Consider the following 18,985-nt stretch of genomic DNA (forward strand, 5'->3'; position numbering starts at 1 on the left):
TCGCACGCCTGATATACAGATAAGTCCTGATAACGATGGCCCTACTGCAGATCGCCGAACCCGGCCAAAGTCCTCAACCGCACCAGCGTCGTCTGGCTGTCGGTATCGACTTGGGCACTACCAATTCGCTGGTCGCTGCATTGCGCAGTGGTCTTTCCGAGCCTCTGGCCGACGCTGACGGGCAGGTCATTCTGCCGTCTGCCGTGCGCTATCACGCTGGCCACCGTATAGAAGTGGGCACGGCGGCCAAACTGGCTGCCGCAAGCGACCCCTTCAACACCGTATTGTCGGTCAAGCGCTTGATGGGTCGTGGTCTGTCCGACGTCAAGCAGCTGGGCGAGCAACTGCCGTATCGCTTTGTTGACGGCGAATCGCACATGCCGTTCATCGACACCGTGCAAGGGCCGAAAAGTCCGGTCGAAGTCTCCGCCGATATCCTCAAAGTGCTGCGTCAGCGCGCTGAAGAGACCTTGGGCGGTGAGCTGGTGGGCGCGGTAATCACCGTTCCGGCCTATTTCGATGACGCTCAGCGTCAGGCCACCAAGGATGCGGCCAAACTGGCCGGTCTGAATGTCCTGCGCCTGCTCAACGAGCCGACCGCTGCGGCGGTGGCTTATGGCCTGGATCAACACGCCGAAGGCGTCGTGGCGATCTATGACCTGGGCGGCGGCACCTTCGATATTTCGATTTTGCGTCTGACGGGCGGTGTTTTCGAAGTGCTGGCCACCGGCGGCGACAGCGCCCTGGGTGGCGATGACTTCGATCACGCGATCGCTGGCTGGATTATCGAACAGGCGGGCTTGTCCGCCGATCTCGATCCGGGCGCGCAGCGCAACCTGTTGCAAACCGCTTGTGTGGCCAAGGAAGCGCTGACCTATGCCGATTCGGTCGAGGTCGTCTACGGCGACTGGCGTGCCGAACTGGGCCGTCTGGCATTCGATGCGCTGATCGAGCCGATGGTTGCGCAGAGCCTGAAAGCGTGTCGACGCGCCGTTCGCGATTCGGCTATCGAGCTGGAAGATGTTCAGGCGGTGGTCATGGTCGGCGGTTCGACCCGCGTTCCACGCGTGCGTGAAGCCGTGGCCGAGATGTTCGGTCGTCAGCCGTTGACCGAGATCGATCCGGATCAGGTGGTGGCCATTGGCGCCGCGATCCAGGCCGATACGCTGGCCGGCAACAAGCGTGACGGCGACGAGCTGTTGCTGCTCGACGTGATTCCGCTGTCCCTGGGGCTGGAAACCATGGGCGGGTTGATGGAGAAGGTGATTCCGCGCAACACCACCATCCCGGTCGCGCGGGCTCAGGACTTCACCACGTACAAAGATGGCCAGTCGGCCATGATGATTCATGTGCTGCAGGGTGAGCGCGAGCTGATCAGCGATTGCCGCTCTCTGGCGCGTTTTGAATTGCGCGGTATCCCGGCCATGGTCGCCGGTGCGGCGAAAATTCGTGTGACCTTCCAGGTCGATGCCGATGGCCTGCTCAGCGTCGCGGCCCGTGAACTGGGTTCGGGCGTTGAAGCCAGCATCCAGGTCAAGCCGTCCTACGGTCTGACCGACGGCGAAATCGCCCGGATGCTCAAGGATTCGTTCCAGCACGCCAACGACGACAAGGTCGCCCGGGTACTGCGTGAGCAGCAGGTCGATGCCCAGCGCCTGATCGAAGCGGTGCAGGGCGCCCTCGACGTCGACGGCGAGCGTTTGCTCGATGCCGAAGAGCGCATGGTCATCGAATTGCAGATGAAGGAATTGAGTGAATTGATGCAGGGCACCGATGGGTATGCCATCGAGCAGCAGACCAAGCGTCTGTCGCAAGTGACCGATGCCTTTGCAGCCCGCCGCCTGGACTCGACGGTGAAAGCCGCTCTGGCGGGGCGCAACCTGAATGAAATCGAGGAATAACTGATGCCGCAGATCATTTTTCTGCCACACGCCGAGCATTGCCCGGACGGTATGGTTGTCGAGGCTGAGACTGGTAAGTCCATTCTCGAAGTGGCCCATGACAACCATATCGAGCTCGAGAGCGCCTGCGGCGGCGTCTGTGCCTGCACTACGTGTCACTGCGTCATTCGCGAAGGCTTTGAGTCGCTGAATGAGGCCGACGAGCTGGAAGAGGACTATCTTGATCGGGCCTGGGGTCTGGAAGCGCAGTCGCGCCTGACCTGCCAGGCAATCGTCGGGACCGAAGACCTGACCGTCGAAATTCCGAAATACTCACTCAACCATGCCGCCGAAGCGCCGCACTGATTCAAGGAGCTGTCATGAGTCTTAAATGGGTTGATGTGCTGGAAATCGCGATCCAGCTGGCTGAAAGCAAGCCGGATGTGGATCCGCGTTACGTGAATTTTGTCGATCTGCACCAATGGGTTCTGGCTTTGCCGCAATTCAGTGACGATCCCAAGCATGGCGGCGAGAAAGTGCTCGAGGCCATTCAGGCTGCCTGGATCGAAGAAGCAGACTGAGCGCACCCTACGCAGTTAGGCAATCCCCCTAAACCCGCGTATAATTCGCGGGTTTAATTTTTCGCATTAATCATCGTTTCTGGAGTTACACCATGGCTGTTCAACGTACTTTCTCCATCATCAAGCCTGACGCCGTTGCTAAAAACGTTATCGGCGAGATCACCACTCGTTTCGAAAAAGCTGGCCTGCGCGTTGTAGCTTCGAAACTGAAGCAACTGTCCAAGGCTGAAGCTGAAGGCTTCTACGCTGAGCACAGCGCTCGTGGTTTCTTCAACGACCTGGTTGCTTTCATGATCTCCGGTCCGGTTGTCGTTCAGGTTCTGGAAGGCGAAAACGCTATCGCTCTGAACCGTGAGCTGATGGGCGCTACCAACCCTAAAGAAGCTGCTGCCGGCACCATCCGCGCTGACTTCGCTGACTCCATCGACGCCAACGCTGTACACGGTTCGGACTCCGAAGCCGCTGCTGCTCGCGAAATCTCGTACTTCTTCGCAGCTACTGAAGTAACCACTCGCTAAGCATTGGCTTATGAGTGAAGGTGAATCCATGACTACATCGACTGCAAAAATTAACCTGCTGGGTCTGACTCAGCTGGAAATGGAAAAATTCTTCGACTCAATCGGGGAGAAGCGTTTCCGTGCCGGTCAGGTAATGAAGTGGATTCACCACCTTGGCGTCGATGATTTCGATGCCATGACGAACGTCAGCAAGGCCTTGCGCGACAAGCTCAAGGTCATTGCTGAAGTTCGCGGTCCGGAAGTGGTCAGCGAGGACATCTCCACCGACGGCACCCGTAAGTGGGTGGTGCGTGTGGCGTCCGGCAGCTGCGTCGAGACCGTTTACATTCCCCAGGGCAAACGTGGCACCTTGTGCGTTTCGTCCCAGGCAGGCTGTGCCCTGGATTGCAGTTTCTGCTCCACCGGCAAGCAAGGCTTCAATAGCAACCTCACCGCCGCCGAAGTCATCGGTCAGGTGTGGATTGCCAACAAATCGTTTGGCAGCATCCCGGCAACCGCCGACCGTGCCATCACCAACGTGGTGATGATGGGCATGGGTGAGCCGCTGCTGAACTTCGACAACGTCGTCGCCGCCATGCATCTGATGATGGATGATCTGGGCTACGGCATCTCCAAGCGCCGGGTGACTCTGTCCACCTCGGGCGTGGTGCCGATGATCGATGAGCTGTCCAAGCACATCGACGTCTCCCTGGCGTTATCGTTGCACGCACCGAATGACGCATTGCGTAACCAATTGGTGCCGATCAACAAGAAGTATCCGCTTAAGATGCTCCTCGAGTCCTGCCAGCGCTACATGTCGTCCCTGGGCGAAAAGCGCGTGCTGACCATCGAGTACACCTTGCTCAAAGACATCAATGACAAGGTCGAGCACGCTGTGGAAATGATCGAGTTGCTCAAGAACATTCCGTGCAAGATCAACCTGATCCCGTTCAACCCGTTCCCCCATTCCGGTTACGAGCGCCCGAGCAACAACGCCATTCGCCGTTTCCAGGATCAACTGCATCATGCCGGCTTCAATGTCACCGTGCGCACCACTCGCGGTGAAGACATCGATGCCGCATGTGGCCAATTAGTAGGACAGGTGCTGGATCGCACCCGTCGTAGCGAACGTTATATCGCCGTGCGCGAGTTGAGCGCCGAGTCCGATATGCCGCAAAGCGCTGCGAATCGTACTTAAGAGAGGATCTCCATGCCCCTGCGCATCGCGCTGCTTGTGCTTTTCGCCAGCCTGTTGGCTGGTTGTGTTTTATCGGGTGATTTCAACCCGATGAAAACGGGCAAGGGGCGAGACGAGGCGCGTACGGCCTACGTTCAGCTGGGGCTGGGTTATCTGCAACAGGGCATGACCGAGCGGGCGAAAGTCCCGTTGAAGAAAGCCCTCGAGCTGGATGACTCGGACGCCGATGCCAACGCAGCCCTGGGGCTGGTGTTTCAGGCCGAGATGGAGCCGGAGCTCGCTGACAAGCATTTTCGCAAGGCATTGTCCTCGCGGCCCGGCGATGCACGTATCCTGAACAACTACGGCAGCTTTCTCTTTGAAGAAAAACGTTACAAAGAAGCTTACGAGCGCTTTGAACAGGCGGCTGCCGATACGCTTTATCCTGAACGCTCGCGGGTTTTCGAGAATCTGGGGATGACCGCTTCGATGCTCGGCCAGCGCGATCTGGCCCGCCAGCAACTGGAAAAAGCCCTGCGATTGAACCGCCAACAACCCCGCGCATTGCTGGAAATGGCTGAGTTGTCATTCGAAGACAGGCATTATGTGCCCGCGCGTGACTATTACGATCGTTTTAGCCAGCTGACCGAGCAAAATGCACGTAGTCTATTGCTCGGCATTCGGTTGGCCAAAGTGTTCGAAGATCGCGACAAGGCCGCAAGTGCAGGCCTGCAATTAAAACGACTCTATCCCGGTACGCCGGAATATCAGCAATACCTGTCGGAGCAATGATGAAAGCGGCGCATCCCGAAGTTGTAGCAGCGACTCGCGTAAACCCTGGTGAGACCTTGCGTCAGGCCCGCGAAAGCAATGGTTGGTCGCTGGCGGAAGTGGCTCTGAAGCTCAACCTCACTGTGGGTTCATTGGGCAACCTGGAAACCGGCGCTTTCGACAAGCTGCCAGGGCACACCTTTGCCCGTGGCTATATTCGTGCCTATGCCAAATTGCTCGGCATGGACCAGACCAGATTGGTCCAGCAATTCGACCAGTACTCCGGTACCGATTCCCAGGGCAGCAGCGTGCATAGCCTGGGTCGTATCGAAGAACCTGTACGGGTTTCCCACACCATTTTGCGTATCGTCAGCCTGCTGTTGCTGATTGCAGTGCTCGGCGGTGGCTTTATCTGGTGGCAGGATCAGACGTCCTTACGCGCCAAGGACCTGATCGGCATCAACCCGGAGCACGTCGAAGTCGAAGGGGCTGATGGCACCACACAGATTCACCCGCTCGACGAGCCGGAAGATCAAGCGGTGGTTGAAGGTCAGGCTGAAGCGGGGACCGTTCTGGCACTGCCTGTGGGTCAGCCACCGGCCGAGATCCCGGCCAATGAAGCTGCACCGACGCCAGGCGCGCCAGTCCCGGTCGTGCCAGTCGTAGCGCCAATCGCTCCTGTTGCTGTGACTCGCACCGCTCCGGCTCCGATTGTGGCGACGCCAGTTCCCGTCGTAGCTGTTGCTGCACCGGTAGCAGCGGTAGCACCAGTTGCACCGGTAGCGCCTACTGCTGCCGCAACGATGCCAGTCGCCGGTACCGGTCAGGTTCGGCTGCAATTCGTCGCCAATTGCTGGACACAAGTGACCGATGGCAACGGCAAAGTGCTGTTGAGCGGTCTCAAGCACAAAGGCGAGACCGCCGAAGTCAGCGGTAAGCCACCGTTCTCCGTGCGTCTGGGCTATGCCCGTGGCGCGCAGGTCAGCTACAACGGCCAGGCGGTCGATCTCGCTCCGTTCACCAGTGGCGAGACTGCTCGCCTGAAGTTAGGTCAATAAGTCATGCACGGCGAATCTCCAATCAAACGTCGCGAGTCCCGCAAGATCTGGGTCGGCTCGGTACCCGTGGGTGGTGATGCGCCCATTGCGGTGCAGAGCATGACCAACAGTGACACCAATGATGTGGCCGCGACCGTAGCCCAAATCAACCGCCTGGAAGCCGCCGGCGTCGATATCGTGCGCATCTCTGTGCCGGATATGGACGCTGCCGAAGCCTTCGGCCGGATCAAGCAACTGGTCAAAGTGCCCTTGGTCGCCGACATTCACTTCGACTACAAGATCGCCCTGCGCGTGGCCGAACTGGGTGTCGATTGCCTGCGGATCAATCCGGGCAACATCGGTCGCGAAGACCGGGTGCGTGCCGTGGTCGATGCCGCCCGTGATCGCGGGATTCCGATCCGTATCGGCGTCAACGCCGGTTCCCTGGAAAAAGACCTGCAAAAGAAATACGGCGAGCCGACCCCAGCCGCGCTGGTCGAGTCTGCATTGCGCCATGTCGAGCACCTTGAACGGCTGAATTTCAAGGACTTCAAAGTCAGCGTGAAAGCTTCGGACGTGTTCATGGCCGTCGAAGCCTATCGCCTGCTGGCCAAGGAAATCATTCAACCCCTGCACCTGGGCATCACCGAAGCCGGTGGTTTGCGTTCAGGCACAGTGAAATCTGCCGTGGGCCTCGGTATGCTGCTGGCCGACGGGATTGGCGATACTATTCGCATCTCGTTGGCGGCCGACCCGGTCGAGGAAGTGAAAGTCGGCTACGACATTCTCAAATCCCTGCATCTGCGGTCCCGTGGGATCAACTTCATCGCCTGCCCAAGCTGTTCGCGGCAGAACTTCGATGTGGTTAAAACCATGAATGAACTGGAAGTTCGCCTTGAAGATCTGCTGGTACCGCTGGATGTTGCGGTCATCGGTTGTGTAGTGAACGGTCCGGGTGAAGCCAAAGAGGCCCATATCGGCCTGACCGGTGGTACGCCGAACCTGATCTATATCGACGGCAAGCCGGCGCAGAAACTGACGAATGACAACCTGGTGGATGAGCTCGAAAGGCTGATCCGGCAGAAGGCGGCCGAAAAGGTCGAAGCCGACGCGGCGCTGATCGCCCGCGGCTGATCGAACGAATTTAAGGATTTATAGTGAGCAAGTCTCTGCAAGCCATTCGTGGCATGAACGACATCCTGCCCGAGCAGACTCCCCTGTGGCGTCATTTCGAAGGTACCGTTTCGCGTCTGCTGGATAACTACGGTTACAAGCAGATCCGCATGCCGATCGTTGAATTCACCGAGCTGTTCAAGCGCTCCATCGGTGAAGTGACCGACATCGTCGAAAAAGAGATGTACACCTTCGACGACCGCAACGGCGACTCCCTGACATTGCGTCCGGAAGGCACCGCGGCCTGCGTGCGCGCAGTGCTCGAGCACGGCATCACTGGCGGTGGCCAGGTGCAGAAACTCTGGTACATCGGCCCGATGTTCCGCCACGAGCGTCCACAGAAAGGCCGTTATCGCCAATTCCACCAGATCGGTTGCGAAGTCTTCAACCTCGACGGTCCGGACATCGATGCCGAGCTGATCGTGCTGACCTGGCGCCTTTGGGGCGAGCTGGGCATTCGCGGTGCGGTGAAGCTCGAACTCAATAGCCTGGGTACCAGCGAATCCCGTGGTCGCTATCGCGAAGCTCTGGTCGACTACCTGTCCGCTCGCCTGGATCAACTGGACGAAGACAGCCAGCGCCGTCTGAAAACCAACCCGTTGCGGGTGCTCGATACCAAGAACCCGGAAACCCAGGCGGTGCTGATGGATGCACCGAAAATGGCCGACTACCTCGACGAAGAGTCCCGCGTTCACTTCGAGGGCCTCAAGGCGCGTCTGGATGCCGCCGGGATTCCTTATGTGATCAACCCCAAGCTGGTGCGCGGGCTGGATTACTACAGCAAGACCGTTTTCGAATGGGTCACCGATCAGCTGGGCGCTCAAGGCACCGTGTGTGCCGGTGGCCGTTACGACGGTCTGGTGGAGCAGATGGGCGGCAAGCCGACCACGGGCGTTGGTTTCGCCATGGGGATCGAGCGTTTGATTCTGCTGCTGGAAACCCTGGAACAGATCCCGGAAGAAATCTCCCGTCAGGTCGATGTCTACCTCTGCGCCTTCGGTGAAGCTGCCGAACTCGCAGCCCTGACCCTGAGCGAGCGGGTGCGCGATCAATTGCCAAACCTGCGCCTGCAGATCAACGCCGGCGCCGGTAGCTTCAAAAGCCAGTTCAAGAAAGCCGACAAGAGCGGTGCGCTGTATGCTCTGATCCTCGGCGACGACGAATTGGCCCAACAAGTGGTAGGTTTCAAACCCCTGCGTGGCCAGGGCGAACAACAAAGCATTGCCTGGGATGCGCTTGCTGCGCACTTGGCCACCTGCGTCGTGCAGGGTTGAAGCTGTCAAACAGCCGATTTAGCGAATAAGGAGTATTGGGGTGTCGAGTAGCGAAGATGAACATCTGGCAGAGTTGAAAGACTGGTGGCAGCGTAACGGCAAACCCTTGGTCACTGGCGCCTTGCTGGCGCTGGTCATCGTGTTCGGCTGGCAGGCCTGGCAAAAGTATCAGAGCAACCAGTCGCAAGGCGCCTCGATGCTCTATCAGCAATTGCTGGAAACCACGCTGACCCCTGATGGCAAACCGGATGCGGCGCGCGTTGCAGATCTGGCCGGCAAGCTCAACAAAGAGTTCGGCGGCAGTGCCTACGCGCAATACGGCAGCCTGTTCGTGGCCAAAGTAGCCGTCGATACCGGCAAGCTGGACGACGCGGCGAGCGAGCTCAAAGCGGTTGCCGACAAACCGGCCAACCCGACCCTGGGCGAAGTCGCGCGTCAGCGTCTGGCTCAGGTGCTGGCAGCACAGAACAAGGCCGACGAAGCGCTGAAGCTGCTCGAAGGCGATGCTGACAAGGCATTCCTGGCCACTCGTGAAGAGCTCAAAGGCGACCTTCTGGTCCAATTGGGTCGTACCGACGAAGCCTATGCTGCGTATCAAAAGGCCAAGGCTGCGCTGTCTGATGAAGCAGCGGTCGGTGGCTTACAAATCAAGCTGGACGACCTGGCCAAAGGGGATGCGTGACGTGATCCGTTGGAAGCATGCAGCATTGCTGGCTCTGGCCATTCTGGCCGCGGGTTGCAGCAGCAACAGCAAAAAAGAACTGCCACCGGCTGAGCTGGTCGACTTCAAGGAAGAAGTGGTCCTGCAGAAGCAGTGGAGCCGTTCGATTGGCGATGGCCAGGGCAAAACCTACAACATGCTGGTGCCGGCCATCGATGGCGACACCATCTACGCAGGCGATGTAACCGGCGTGGTGATGGCGCTGGAGCGCAGCAACGGCGACGTCAAATGGAAGAAAGATCTTGAACTGCCTGTTTCCGGCGCCGTTGGCGTGGGTTACGGTCTGGTCATGATCGGTACGCTGAAAGGCGAAGTGGTGGCGCTGGATTCCAGCACCGGTGAAGAGAAATGGCGCGCTCGCGTGACCAGTGAAGTCCTCGCGCCGCCTGCCACCAACGGTGATGTGGTGGTGGTCCAGACTCAGGATGACCGTCTGATTGGCCTCGACGCCGCTACCGGTAATCAACGCTGGCTGTACGACAGCACCCCTGCGGTCCTGACGCTGCGCGGCACCAGTGCGCCGATCGTTACCAACCGTTTGGTGGTTGCTGGTTTGTCGACGGGTAAAGTCGTCGCTCTTGATACTCAGAACGGCGTACCGGTCTGGGAACAACGGGTGGCTATCCCGCAAGGTCGTTCGGAACTCGATCGCGTGGTCGACATCGACGGTGGCCTGCTGTTGTCCGGCGGTACCCTGTATGTGGCCAGCTATCAAGGTCGTGTTGCGGCCCTGGACCTGGAAAGCGGTCGTCCGCTCTGGCAGCGTGATGCTTCCAGCAACGCCGGCGTGGCACAGGGCTTTGGCAGCGTTTACGTGAGCCTGGCTTCGGGCACCGTTGAAGGCGTCGACGAGCGTTCCACCACAGCATTGTGGAGCAACGATTCGCTGGCTCGCCGTCAACTGTCGGCACCGGAAGTGTTTTCCAGCTACGTTGCAATCGGTGATATGGAAGGTTACCTGCACCTGCTGAGTCAGGTGGATGGCCGCTTCGTCGCTCGTGAACGCATCGACAGCGATGGCCTGCGTGCCCGTCCGCTGGTGATGGGTGACACGATTTATGTGTATGGCAACAGTGGCAAGCTGGAAGCCCTGACCATCAAGTAATGGTTTGACTATGCTTGGGGTTAACCCCCAAGCGGCCCCGTTCTGCGGGCCTCGCAGCGCCTTCAAGCGTTGCCCCGAGCACCAGCCGCTGCCTAGCAGCGGCTTTTGTATTTTCTGAAATAACGAAGTGGAGAGCCGCATGGTTCCCGTAATCGCCCTGGTGGGCCGACCGAACGTCGGCAAGTCCACCTTGTTCAACCGCCTGACCAGGACCCGTGACGCCATTGTCGGCGACCTGTCCGGTCTGACCCGTGATCGCCAATACGGTGAGGCAAAGTGGCAAGGGCGCTCCTACATTCTGGTCGACACCGGTGGTATTTCCGGTGACGAGCATGGCATGGACGAAAAGATGGCCGAGCAGTCGCTGCTGGCCATCGAAGAAGCCGATGTCGTCCTGTTCCTGGTAGACGCCCGCGCAGGTTTCACTGCCGCTGACCAAATGATTGGCGAGCACCTGCGCAAGCGCAACAAGCGTTCCTACGTGGTCGCCAACAAGGTCGACAACATCGACCCTGAACTGGCTCGCGCCGAGTTCAGCCCGTTGGGCATGGGCGACGCGATCCCGATCGCCGGTGCTCACGGCCGCGGCATCACTCAGATGCTGGAAATCTGCCTGCGCGATTTCCCGAAAGACGAGGAAGAGCCGGCAGAAGGTGAAGAAGCTGAAATCGTTGCCGAAGGTCAGGAAGCCAAGCGCATTCCAGGCCCGAGCGAAAAAGACGGTATCAAGATCGCCATCATTGGTCGCCCGAACGTCGGCAAGTCGACCCTGGTCAACCGTATGCTCGGTGAAGACCGGGTTATCGTGTATGACGAGCCCGGCACCACGCGTGACAGCATCTACATTCCCTTCGAGCGTAACGAAGAGAAGTACACGCTGATCGACACCGCCGGTGTGCGCAAGCGCGGCAAGATCCACGAGGAAGTCGAAAAGTTCTCCGTGGTGAAAACCCTGCAGGCGATCAAAGACGCCAACGTGGTGGTCTTCGTCATGGACGCCCGCGAAGGTGTGGTCGATCACGACCTCAACCTGCTGGGCTTTGTCCTGGAAGCCGGTCGCGCGCTGGTTATCGCACTGAACAAGTGGGATGGCATGACGCCTGGCGAACGCGAGTTCGTGAAAATTGAGCTGCAACGTCGGCTGTTCTTCGTCGACTTCGCCGACATTCACTTCATCTCGGCCTTGCACGGCACGGGTGTGGGCAACCTGTACCAATCGGTGCAGAACTCGTTCAAGTCGGCGGTTACCCGCTGGCCGACCAACCGCCTGACTCAGATTCTTGAAGATGCGGTCGGCGAGCACGCGCCACCGATGGTCAACAACCGCCGGATCAAACTGCGTTATGCCCACTTGGGTGGCGCCAACCCGCCGATCATCGTGATCCACGGTAACCAGGTCGAGCGCGTTCCGAAGTCCTACGTCCGTTATCTGGAAAACACTTACCGCCGTGTCTTGAAACTGGTCGGTACACCGATCCGGATCGAGTTCAAAGGTGGCGAGAACCCGTACGAAGGCCTCAAGAACACGCTCACCGACCGTCAGGTCAACAAGAAGCGTCGTTTGATGACCCACCACAAGAAAGCCGAGAAGAAGCGTAAAGACAAACGCTGATTGGGCTATGTGAAATTAGCCTATGTGGGAGCGGGCTTGCCCGCGAAGAACGATGACGCGGTGTACCTGATAAACCGCAGCACCTTTTTCGCGGGCAAGCCAGCTCCCACAGGTTGATATCAGGAAGAGGGCGCCCATGGCGCCCTTTTTCACGCCTGCCGTTTGGGCTATCCTCGGGCTCTCCCGTGCCGCCGTAGAGCCGGGTGTTCAGCAGGGAATCACCGATGATCACCAGTAAGCTGCCGAATGTCGGCACCACCATCTTCACTCGTATGTCGCAGCTCGCGGTGGAAACCGGCGCGCTCAATCTGTCCCAGGGTTTTCCTGATTTCGATGGCCCGCAGGCCTTGCGGGATGCCGTTGGCCGGCATATCGCCAGTGGCCATAACCAGTATTCACCCATGACCGGTCTGCCGGCGCTGCGCCAGCAAGTCGCCGCCAAGATCGCCCGCAGCTATGGCTGCACGGTGGACGCCGACAGCGAAGTGACCATTACCCCCGGCGCGACTCAGGCGATTTTCTGCGCCATTCAAGCGGTGATCCACAGTGGCGACGAAGTCATCGTTTTCGATCCGTGCTACGACAGCTATGAACCGTCGGTGGAACTGGCCGGCGGTCGCTGCGTGCATGTGCAACTGGGCCTGAATGACTTCGCCATCGACTGGCAAAAACTCGGCGAAGCGCTGAGCCCGCGTACGAAGATGATCATCCTCAATTCTCCGCACAACCCCAGTGGCGCACTGATATCGCGTGCCGAGCTGGATCAATTGGCGGCGCTGATCCGCGATCGCGATATTTACCTGGTCAGCGACGAGGTCTACGAGCACCTGGTGTTCGACGGCGTGCCTCACGTCAGCGTGCTGGCCCATGAAGAACTTTATCAGCGGGCCTTTGTGGTCAGTTCGTTCGGCAAGACTTACCACGTCACGGGCTGGAAAACCGGCTACGTGGTCGCACCGCCGGCCCTGACCGCCGAGTTGCGCAAGGTCCACCAGTACGTCAGTTTCTGCGGTGTCACGCCGCTGCAATATGCCTTGGCCGACTTCATGGCCGAGCACCCTGAACATGTCGAAGAACTGCCGGATTTCTATCAGGCCAAGCGCGATCTGTTCTGCGATTTGCTGATGCCTTCGCGGTTCAGTTTCACTCGCGCCGCCGGTACCTATTTCCAGTTGGTGGACTATTCGCAGATTCGCCCGGACCTTAATGATGTCGACATGGCGCTATGGATGACCCGTGAGCACGGTGTGGCGAGCATCCCGATCTCGGTGTTCTACCAGAACCCACCGCAAGAGCAGCGCCTGGTCCGTCTGTGTTTTGCCAAACGCGAGGAGACGTTGCGTCAGGCAGCGGAAAAACTATGCGTGATCTGAGTGCCTTACCGAATCTGAACGTTGCGTTGATTCAGACGACACTGGCCTGGCATGACCGTCAGGCCAACCTCGAGCATTTCGAGCAACTGCTCGAACAAGCCCGAGGCGCGGACCTGATCATCCTGCCGGAGATGTTCACCAGCGGTTTTTCCATGGAGTCCGAAGCCCTGGCCGAGCCGGAAAACGGTCCCACCAGTAAATGGTTGCGGGTTCAGGCTGCGAAACTGGACGCGGTGATTACCGGCAGCATAATCGTCCAGGCCGCCGATGGCAGCCATCGCAACCGCCTGTTGTGGGCACGTCCCGACGGTGAAGTCTGGCATTACGACAAGCGCCACTTGTTCCGTATGGCCGGTGAGCACAACCACTACACGCCGGGCGAGCGTCAGGTGCAGTTCGAGCTCAAAGGCTGGCGGATTCGTCCGCTGATTTGCTATGACCTGCGCTTTCCGGTGTGGAGCCGCGATGCTCAGGACACCGACTTGCTGCTGTACACCGCCAACTGGCCCGGCGCCCGGCGTCAGCACTGGAACCGCCTGCTGCCGGCGCGCGCCATCGAAAACCTCTGCTATGTGGCAGCGGTGAACAGGGTGGGAACCGATGGCAAAGGCTTTGCTTATACCGGTGACAGCCAGGTGCTGGATTTCCAGGGCGAAACCCTGCTCAGCGCGGGCGAGGCGGATGGGGTGTTTCAGGTATGCCTGAACGCTGCCGAGCTGGCGGCTTACCGGACGCGGTTCCCGGCCAATCTGGATGCCGATACCTTTCAGTTCACCTGAAAACATCACCGCCAGTCAGGGCCTCTTCGCGGGCAAGCCCGCTCCCACATTTGACCGATGTGAACACAGATCTTGTGTACCCAACAATCCTCTGTGGGAGCGAGCTTGCTCGCGAAGAGGCCCGGACAGGCAACACAAAAACTGCAGGCAAGCAAAAGGCCCCGAGGTATTCACCCCGGGGCCTTTTGTATTTCAACGACTGGTTATGCCGCTTCTTGGGCTTGTGTCTGGCTCAGGGAGCGGTTCAGCGCGCTGAACAGGGCCTTGAAGCTGGCGGTGGTGATGTTTTCATCGATGCCTACGCCGTGCACCGCACGTTCGCCGTTCACGCGCAGTTCAATGTAGGCCGCAGCCTTGGCATTGGTGCCCGCGCCGATGGCGTGTTCGTTGTAGTCCATGATCTCCACGGCGATCGGCAGACCGGCCACCAATGCTTCCAGGGCGCCATTGCCCTTGCCGCGCCAGTGCTGGGTTTCGCCGTCGCAGTGAACCTCGACATCGACCGCGCTGTGGCCGTTCTCTTCCTGCAAGCGATGGCTGACCAGCGCGTAAGGCAGGTTGGCCTGCAAGTACTCGGTGTGGAGCAAGGCGTGGATCTGCTGGGCAGTCATTTCCAGGCCCAGACGGTCGGTTTCACGCTGTACCACCTGGCTGAACTCGATCTGCATGCGACGTGGCAAGTTGATGCCGTATTCCTGTTCCAGCAGGTAAGCGATACCGCCCTTGCCCGACTGGCTGTTGACGCGGATCACCGCCTCGTAGCTGCGACCGATGTCGGCCGGGTCGATCGGCAAGTACGGCACTTCCCAGAGGGTGTCGGGTTTTTGCTGGGTGAAGCCTTTGCGGATGGCGTCCTGGTGCGAGCCGGAGAACGCGGTGTGAACCAGATCGCCGACATACGGGTGACGTGGGTGCACCGCAATCTGGTTGCACTCCTCAACGACCTTGCGCACGCCGTCGATATCGGAGAAGTCCAGCTCAGGATCGACGCCCTGGGTGTAGAGGTTCAACGCCACGGTAACCAGATCGACGTTACCGGTACGCTCACCGTTGCCGAACAGGCAGCCTTCGACGCGATCGGCACCGGCCATCAGGCCCAGTTCGGTGGCGGCAACGCCGGTGCCACGGTCGTTGTGGGTGTGCAGGCTGATCAACACGCTGTCACGACGATTGATGTGACGACCGAACCATTCGATCTGGTCGGCATAGATATTCGGCGTTGCGCATTCGACGGTGGCCGGCAGGTTGAGGATCACCTTGTTTTCAGGCGTCGGGTTCCAGACCTCGATCACTGCGTCGCAGACTTCCTTGGAGAATTCCAGCTCGGTGGCGCTGAAAGTCTCAGGGGAGTATTCGAAGGTCCACTGGGTTTCCGGCTGCCGGGCTGCGTATTTGACGAACAGCTTGGCGGCGTTCACGGCAATCGCCTTGATCCCGTCCTTGTCCTGATTGAAGACAATCTTGCGGAAGGATGGGCTGGTGGCGTTGTACAAGTGAACGATGGCTTTTTTCGCACCGCGCAGGGATTCGAAAGTGCGCTCGATCAAGTCTTCACGACCCTGGGTCAACACCTGGATGGTGGTGTCGTCCGGGATGTGGCCGCCTTCGATCAGGGTACGCACGAAGTCGAAGTCGGTTTGCGAAGCGGCAGGGAAGGAGGCTTCGATTTCCTTCACGCCAACGGCGACCAGGGTTTTCCAGAAACGCAGCTTCTTGACCGCATCCATCGGCTCGATCAGCGACTGGTTACCGTCGCGCAAGTCCGAGCTGCACCAGATCGGCGCGGCGGTGATGGTTTTCGACGGCCAGGTGCGATCCGGCAAGTTGATGGTCGGGAACGCGCGGTACTTGGAAGACGGGTCTTTGAGCATGGTCATCAGGAAATCCCTATGGTGTTGGCCGAAAAGAGGCGGCCTGCCGTTGAATCAAATGTTCTATCGATGAAGCTGGGGGCGAGGCACCGCGATTCACCCTGGCAGTCGTGCACTGACTAGGCAGAGGCTGCGGTGTTGGCGACGCTGAATGAGGGTGTGAGAGGTTTTCATGCCTTCAACCCTAACCATTGGGGGGAAAGATGGCAAGCAGGTGAAAAAAATTGAGAGGATTTCTGATTTTTGAGGATCTATCGAGATTTTGTAGCTGTGGATTGAGTTTGTCGTTGGTTAAATTGCGCTGATGTTTGAAGGTCAGCAATTGAGTTTTGAAGAGTTTGCCTGGCTTTGTTGCGATGTGACCTTGCAACCGCTTTCGCGGGCAAGCCCGCTCCCACAGGTGAATGCGGTGTCCTTGTGGGAGCGGGCTTGCCCGCGAAGAGGCCGGGTGTCGCGCCAATGATTCAGGGCTGGAATGCACCGATAAAAATCGCCGGATCAACCCGAGCATCATTCAAGCTGACATTCCAATGCATATGCGGCCCGGTCGCCCGGCCGGTGGAGCCGACTTTGCCGACCACACCTCCGCGGGCCAGTTGCTGGCCAACCTTCACGTCGATTTTCGACATATGGCAGAACATGCTGATAAAGCCCTGGCCGTGATCGACGAACACCGTGTTGCCATTAAAGAAGTAATTGCCGATCAGGATCACCTTGCCGGCGGCCGGGGTCTTGATTGGAGTGCCGGCGGGCACGGCGAAGTCCAGCCCGGCGTGGGGATTGCGCTCTTCGCCGTTGAAGAAACGGCGCACGCCAAACTTGCTGGAAAGCGGGCCGTTGACCGGTTTGTCCAGCAGCAGGTTGCTCGGTGTGTTCGGGCTGAAGCTGCGGTAGGCGCGAATCTGGTCCGCCAACTCGGCGTCGATGCGTTTCAGATCCGCCGGGTCCGGATTGACCTGACGCTGGTTTTTCAGGGTGATGCGCTGTTCCGGGTATTTTTTGTCGCCGACGGTAAAGTTCAGGCTGCGGCCGCCCGCACTGATCTGCTGGCTGCCCGGTTTGACCGTCAACGGCACGCCGACAATCGCCAGCCAGTTGTTCTGTTCCTTGACCACCAGCACCGGTCTGCCCTGATAACTGGCCTTGGGTGCTTGCGCCGAAGCGCCAAGGTCGACGACCGCGACGCCTCCGGGCACCGGTTTGTTCAGCAGGCGAGTGATGTAACTGTCAGCGTGGGCGCTGAACGTCAGGCAAAGCAACAGCAGGGAGCCAAGAAAACGCGACATGAATCAATCCAGTAAAGAAAGGGTGACAGGCGTCAGGTGGTTGTCTTCGACGCGCACCTGCAATTCGCCTTCGCCGAGTTTGGCCTTCAGACGCTGACCGGTGTAGGTCTGTGCAGCGCTGCGAATGGCCTGGCCGCGCTCGTCCAGCAAAATGCTGTAACCACGGCTGAGGGTCGCCAGCGGGCTGACCACGTGCAGCGTTTGCATCTGGCTTTGCAGTTGCATGCGGCGCGCCTTCAAACCTTCGCGCATTGCACGCGGCAAGCGTTCGGCGAGGCTGTCGAGGCGTTGCCTCAGAAGAGCAAGCTGGCGACCGGGATGTTGCCCGGCGAGCCGGGTTTCCAGGCGAATCAGCCGCTCGCGCCGAGTATTGAGGCTGCGCTCGAAAGCGCGGCGCATGCGCATGTCCAGGTCGTCCAGGCGTTGCGCTTGCTGGCGCAGGCGTTCCCCAGGATGGCGCAAGCGACGAGCCATGCCTTCCAGGCGCAAGCGGTCGCGCATCAGTCGATCACGGATACGCATCACCAAACGGCGATGCAGACTTTCGACCCGGCGTTGCAGATCGCTGGAGTCCGGGGCCAGCAATTCGGCGGCAGCGGAAGGCGTCGGTGCGCGAACGTCGGCGACGAAGTCGCTGATCGACACATCGGTTTCATGGCCCACGGCGCTGACAATCGGCGTCACGCACGCCTCCACCGCACGGGCGACGGCTTCTTCGTTGAAGCACCAGAGGTCTTCCAGTGAACCGCCGCCGCGCGCCAGAATCAACGCATCGAAGCCGCGGGCGTCGGCCAGCTTCAGTGCGCGGACGATCTGCGCGGTGGCTTCACGGCCCTGTACGGCAGTCGGAATCAGGGTCAGTCGGACGTGCGGCGCACGGCGGCGGAAGACGCTGATGATGTCGCGTATCACCGCGCCGGTCGGCGAGCTGATGATGCCGATGCGCTGCGGATGGGCGGGCAGGGGTACTTTGCGTTCGGCACTGAACAGGCCTTCGGCGCTGAGCTTTTCCTTCAGCGCATCGAAGGCCAGGCGTAGCGCACCGTCACCGGCAGGCTCCACCGTGTCGAGAATCAGTTGGTAGTCGCCACGGCCTTCGAACAGTGAGACTTTGCCGCGTACTTTCACCGCCAGACCGTCTTTCAACACCTGACGCACCCGCGCGGCGTTCTGCCGAAACAGCGCGCAACGCACCTGGGCACCGCTGTCCTTGAGGGTGAAATACACATGGCCGGACGCCGGGCGGGAGAGGTTGGAGATTTCGCCTTCCACCCAGATATTGCTGAACACATCTTCCAGCAACACCCGTGCACGGCCGTTGAGCTGGCTGACAGTCAGGACTTCGCGGTCGAGGCCGAGTCTTGCAAAGGGATCTTTAATCATGGGGCGCAGTTTAAAGGCATTCGGCAATCAATCTCCATGAGTCAGCACAAATCCCTTGGGGGTGGGCTTATGTGGGAGCGAGCTTGCTCGCGATTGCGGTGTGACATTCAATATTTATGCTGGATTTTAAACCGTCATCGCGAGCAAGCTCGCTCCTACAAGGGACTGTTGGCAGGCCCGGTAATAAAAGGAATGTGTGTTGCTGGAGTTCTGGGTGTCGCCCTGGCCTATATCGTGTTCGGCATCGCCGGCTTCGGTACGGCGCTGGTGGCCTGGCTGGTACTGGCCAGTGGCATTGCCTTGATTAGCCGTTATTTGAGTACTTGACCTGGTTTTGTCAGGGATTAAGCTGCTGACTTCCAGATCGCTTTCGCGGGCAAGCCCGCTCCCACAAGGTCAGCACAGTACCTGTGGGAGCGGCGGTGCGGCGATCCGACTTGCCCGCGAAGACGGCTGACGGTGCAA

General features: G+C 59.4%; 18 protein-coding genes. 15 read left to right on the forward strand and 3 right to left on the reverse strand.

Going from position 1 to position 18,985, the window contains the following annotated elements:
* Window positions 1-35 precede the first annotated feature (35 nt).
* The 14 genes from hscA to AC3I0A_RS04950 all read left to right on the forward strand — a co-directional run bounded on the left by hscA (window position 36) and on the right by AC3I0A_RS04950 (window position 13,980).
* Complete coding sequence (gene hscA / locus AC3I0A_RS04885; protein ID WP_489376490.1) at window positions 36-1,901, forward strand: Fe-S protein assembly chaperone HscA; 1,866 nt, start codon at window positions 36-38, stop codon at window positions 1,899-1,901.
* A 3-nt stretch (window positions 1,902-1,904) separates the two neighbouring features.
* On the forward strand, window positions 1,905-2,246 hold the full coding sequence (gene fdx / locus AC3I0A_RS04890; RefSeq protein WP_489357653.1) for an ISC system 2Fe-2S type ferredoxin: 342 nt from the start codon (window positions 1,905-1,907) through the stop codon (window positions 2,244-2,246).
* 14 nt (window positions 2,247-2,260) lie between these two features.
* Window positions 2,261-2,461 carry a Fe-S cluster assembly protein IscX gene (iscX, locus tag AC3I0A_RS04895; RefSeq protein WP_489376491.1) on the forward strand — a complete coding sequence of 67 codons (201 nt, stop codon included), beginning with the start codon at window positions 2,261-2,263 and terminating at the stop codon, window positions 2,459-2,461.
* Between the two features lie 92 nt (window positions 2,462-2,553).
* Window positions 2,554-2,979: a nucleoside-diphosphate kinase gene (ndk, locus tag AC3I0A_RS04900; protein ID WP_007903599.1), complete on the forward strand. Its 426-nt coding sequence runs from the start codon at window positions 2,554-2,556 to the stop codon at window positions 2,977-2,979.
* Window positions 2,980-3,007: 28 nt separating this feature from the next.
* Window positions 3,008-4,156, forward strand: a complete 1,149-nt coding sequence (gene rlmN, locus AC3I0A_RS04905; RefSeq protein ID WP_489376492.1) for a dual-specificity RNA methyltransferase RlmN — start codon at window positions 3,008-3,010, stop codon at window positions 4,154-4,156.
* Between the two features lie 12 nt (window positions 4,157-4,168).
* Complete coding sequence (pilW, locus tag AC3I0A_RS04910) at window positions 4,169-4,927, forward strand: type IV pilus biogenesis/stability protein PilW (protein ID WP_489376493.1); 759 nt, start codon at window positions 4,169-4,171, stop codon at window positions 4,925-4,927.
* Window positions 4,927-5,964 (forward strand): RodZ domain-containing protein, encoded by a 1,038-nt coding sequence (locus AC3I0A_RS04915; protein WP_489376494.1) that lies wholly within the window; start codon window positions 4,927-4,929, stop codon window positions 5,962-5,964. Before pilW ends, AC3I0A_RS04915 begins: the two co-directional genes overlap by 1 nt.
* Window positions 5,965-5,967: 3 nt before the next feature.
* Window positions 5,968-7,077 (forward strand): flavodoxin-dependent (E)-4-hydroxy-3-methylbut-2-enyl-diphosphate synthase, encoded by a 1,110-nt coding sequence (gene ispG / locus AC3I0A_RS04920; RefSeq protein WP_419118416.1) that lies wholly within the window; start codon window positions 5,968-5,970, stop codon window positions 7,075-7,077.
* A gap of 23 nt (window positions 7,078-7,100) precedes the next feature.
* Window positions 7,101-8,390 (forward strand): histidine--tRNA ligase, encoded by a 1,290-nt coding sequence (gene hisS / locus AC3I0A_RS04925; RefSeq protein ID WP_489376495.1) that lies wholly within the window; start codon window positions 7,101-7,103, stop codon window positions 8,388-8,390.
* A 40-nt stretch (window positions 8,391-8,430) separates the two neighbouring features.
* Window positions 8,431-9,072: a tetratricopeptide repeat protein gene (locus tag AC3I0A_RS04930; protein ID WP_489376496.1), complete on the forward strand. Its 642-nt coding sequence runs from the start codon at window positions 8,431-8,433 to the stop codon at window positions 9,070-9,072.
* Window positions 9,065-10,216, forward strand: a complete 1,152-nt coding sequence (gene bamB / locus AC3I0A_RS04935; RefSeq protein ID WP_489376497.1) for an outer membrane protein assembly factor BamB — start codon at window positions 9,065-9,067, stop codon at window positions 10,214-10,216. The genes AC3I0A_RS04930 and bamB overlap by 8 nt, the downstream gene beginning before the upstream one ends.
* 139 nt (window positions 10,217-10,355) lie before the next feature.
* Entirely contained in the window at window positions 10,356-11,828 is a 1,473-nt protein-coding gene (gene der / locus AC3I0A_RS04940) for a ribosome biogenesis GTPase Der (RefSeq protein ID WP_489376498.1), read from the forward strand.
* 224 nt (window positions 11,829-12,052) lie between these two features.
* Window positions 12,053-13,201, forward strand: a complete 1,149-nt coding sequence (locus tag AC3I0A_RS04945) for a pyridoxal phosphate-dependent aminotransferase (protein WP_489376499.1) — start codon at window positions 12,053-12,055, stop codon at window positions 13,199-13,201.
* On the forward strand, window positions 13,189-13,980 hold the full coding sequence (locus tag AC3I0A_RS04950) for an amidohydrolase (protein ID WP_489376500.1): 792 nt from the start codon (window positions 13,189-13,191) through the stop codon (window positions 13,978-13,980). The genes AC3I0A_RS04945 and AC3I0A_RS04950 overlap by 13 nt, the downstream gene beginning before the upstream one ends.
* 203 nt (window positions 13,981-14,183) lie before the next feature.
* On the opposite strand, the gene leuA is transcribed toward AC3I0A_RS04950, so the two are convergent.
* From leuA to xseA, 3 genes are all read right to left on the reverse strand, one after another.
* Window positions 14,184-15,857, reverse strand: a complete 1,674-nt coding sequence (leuA, locus tag AC3I0A_RS04955) for a 2-isopropylmalate synthase (RefSeq protein ID WP_489376501.1) — start codon at window positions 15,855-15,857, stop codon at window positions 14,184-14,186.
* A gap of 458 nt (window positions 15,858-16,315) precedes the next feature.
* Window positions 16,316-17,137, reverse strand: a complete 822-nt coding sequence (locus AC3I0A_RS04960; protein WP_489376502.1) for a peptidoglycan DD-metalloendopeptidase family protein — start codon at window positions 17,135-17,137, stop codon at window positions 16,316-16,318.
* Between the two features lie 3 nt (window positions 17,138-17,140).
* Window positions 17,141-18,520, reverse strand: a complete 1,380-nt coding sequence (xseA, locus tag AC3I0A_RS04965; protein ID WP_489376503.1) for an exodeoxyribonuclease VII large subunit — start codon at window positions 18,518-18,520, stop codon at window positions 17,141-17,143.
* 192 nt (window positions 18,521-18,712) lie between these two features.
* Here xseA and AC3I0A_RS04970 point away from each other — a divergent pair, with 192 nt between their 5' ends.
* Window positions 18,713-18,847, forward strand: coding sequence for a hypothetical protein (locus AC3I0A_RS04970; protein ID WP_489376504.1), 135 nt, complete (start codon window positions 18,713-18,715; stop codon window positions 18,845-18,847).
* The last annotated feature ends 138 nt before the right edge of the window (window positions 18,848-18,985 follow it).

The sequence above is a fragment of the Pseudomonas sp. KH_024_B2 genome, from assembly GCF_057839965.1.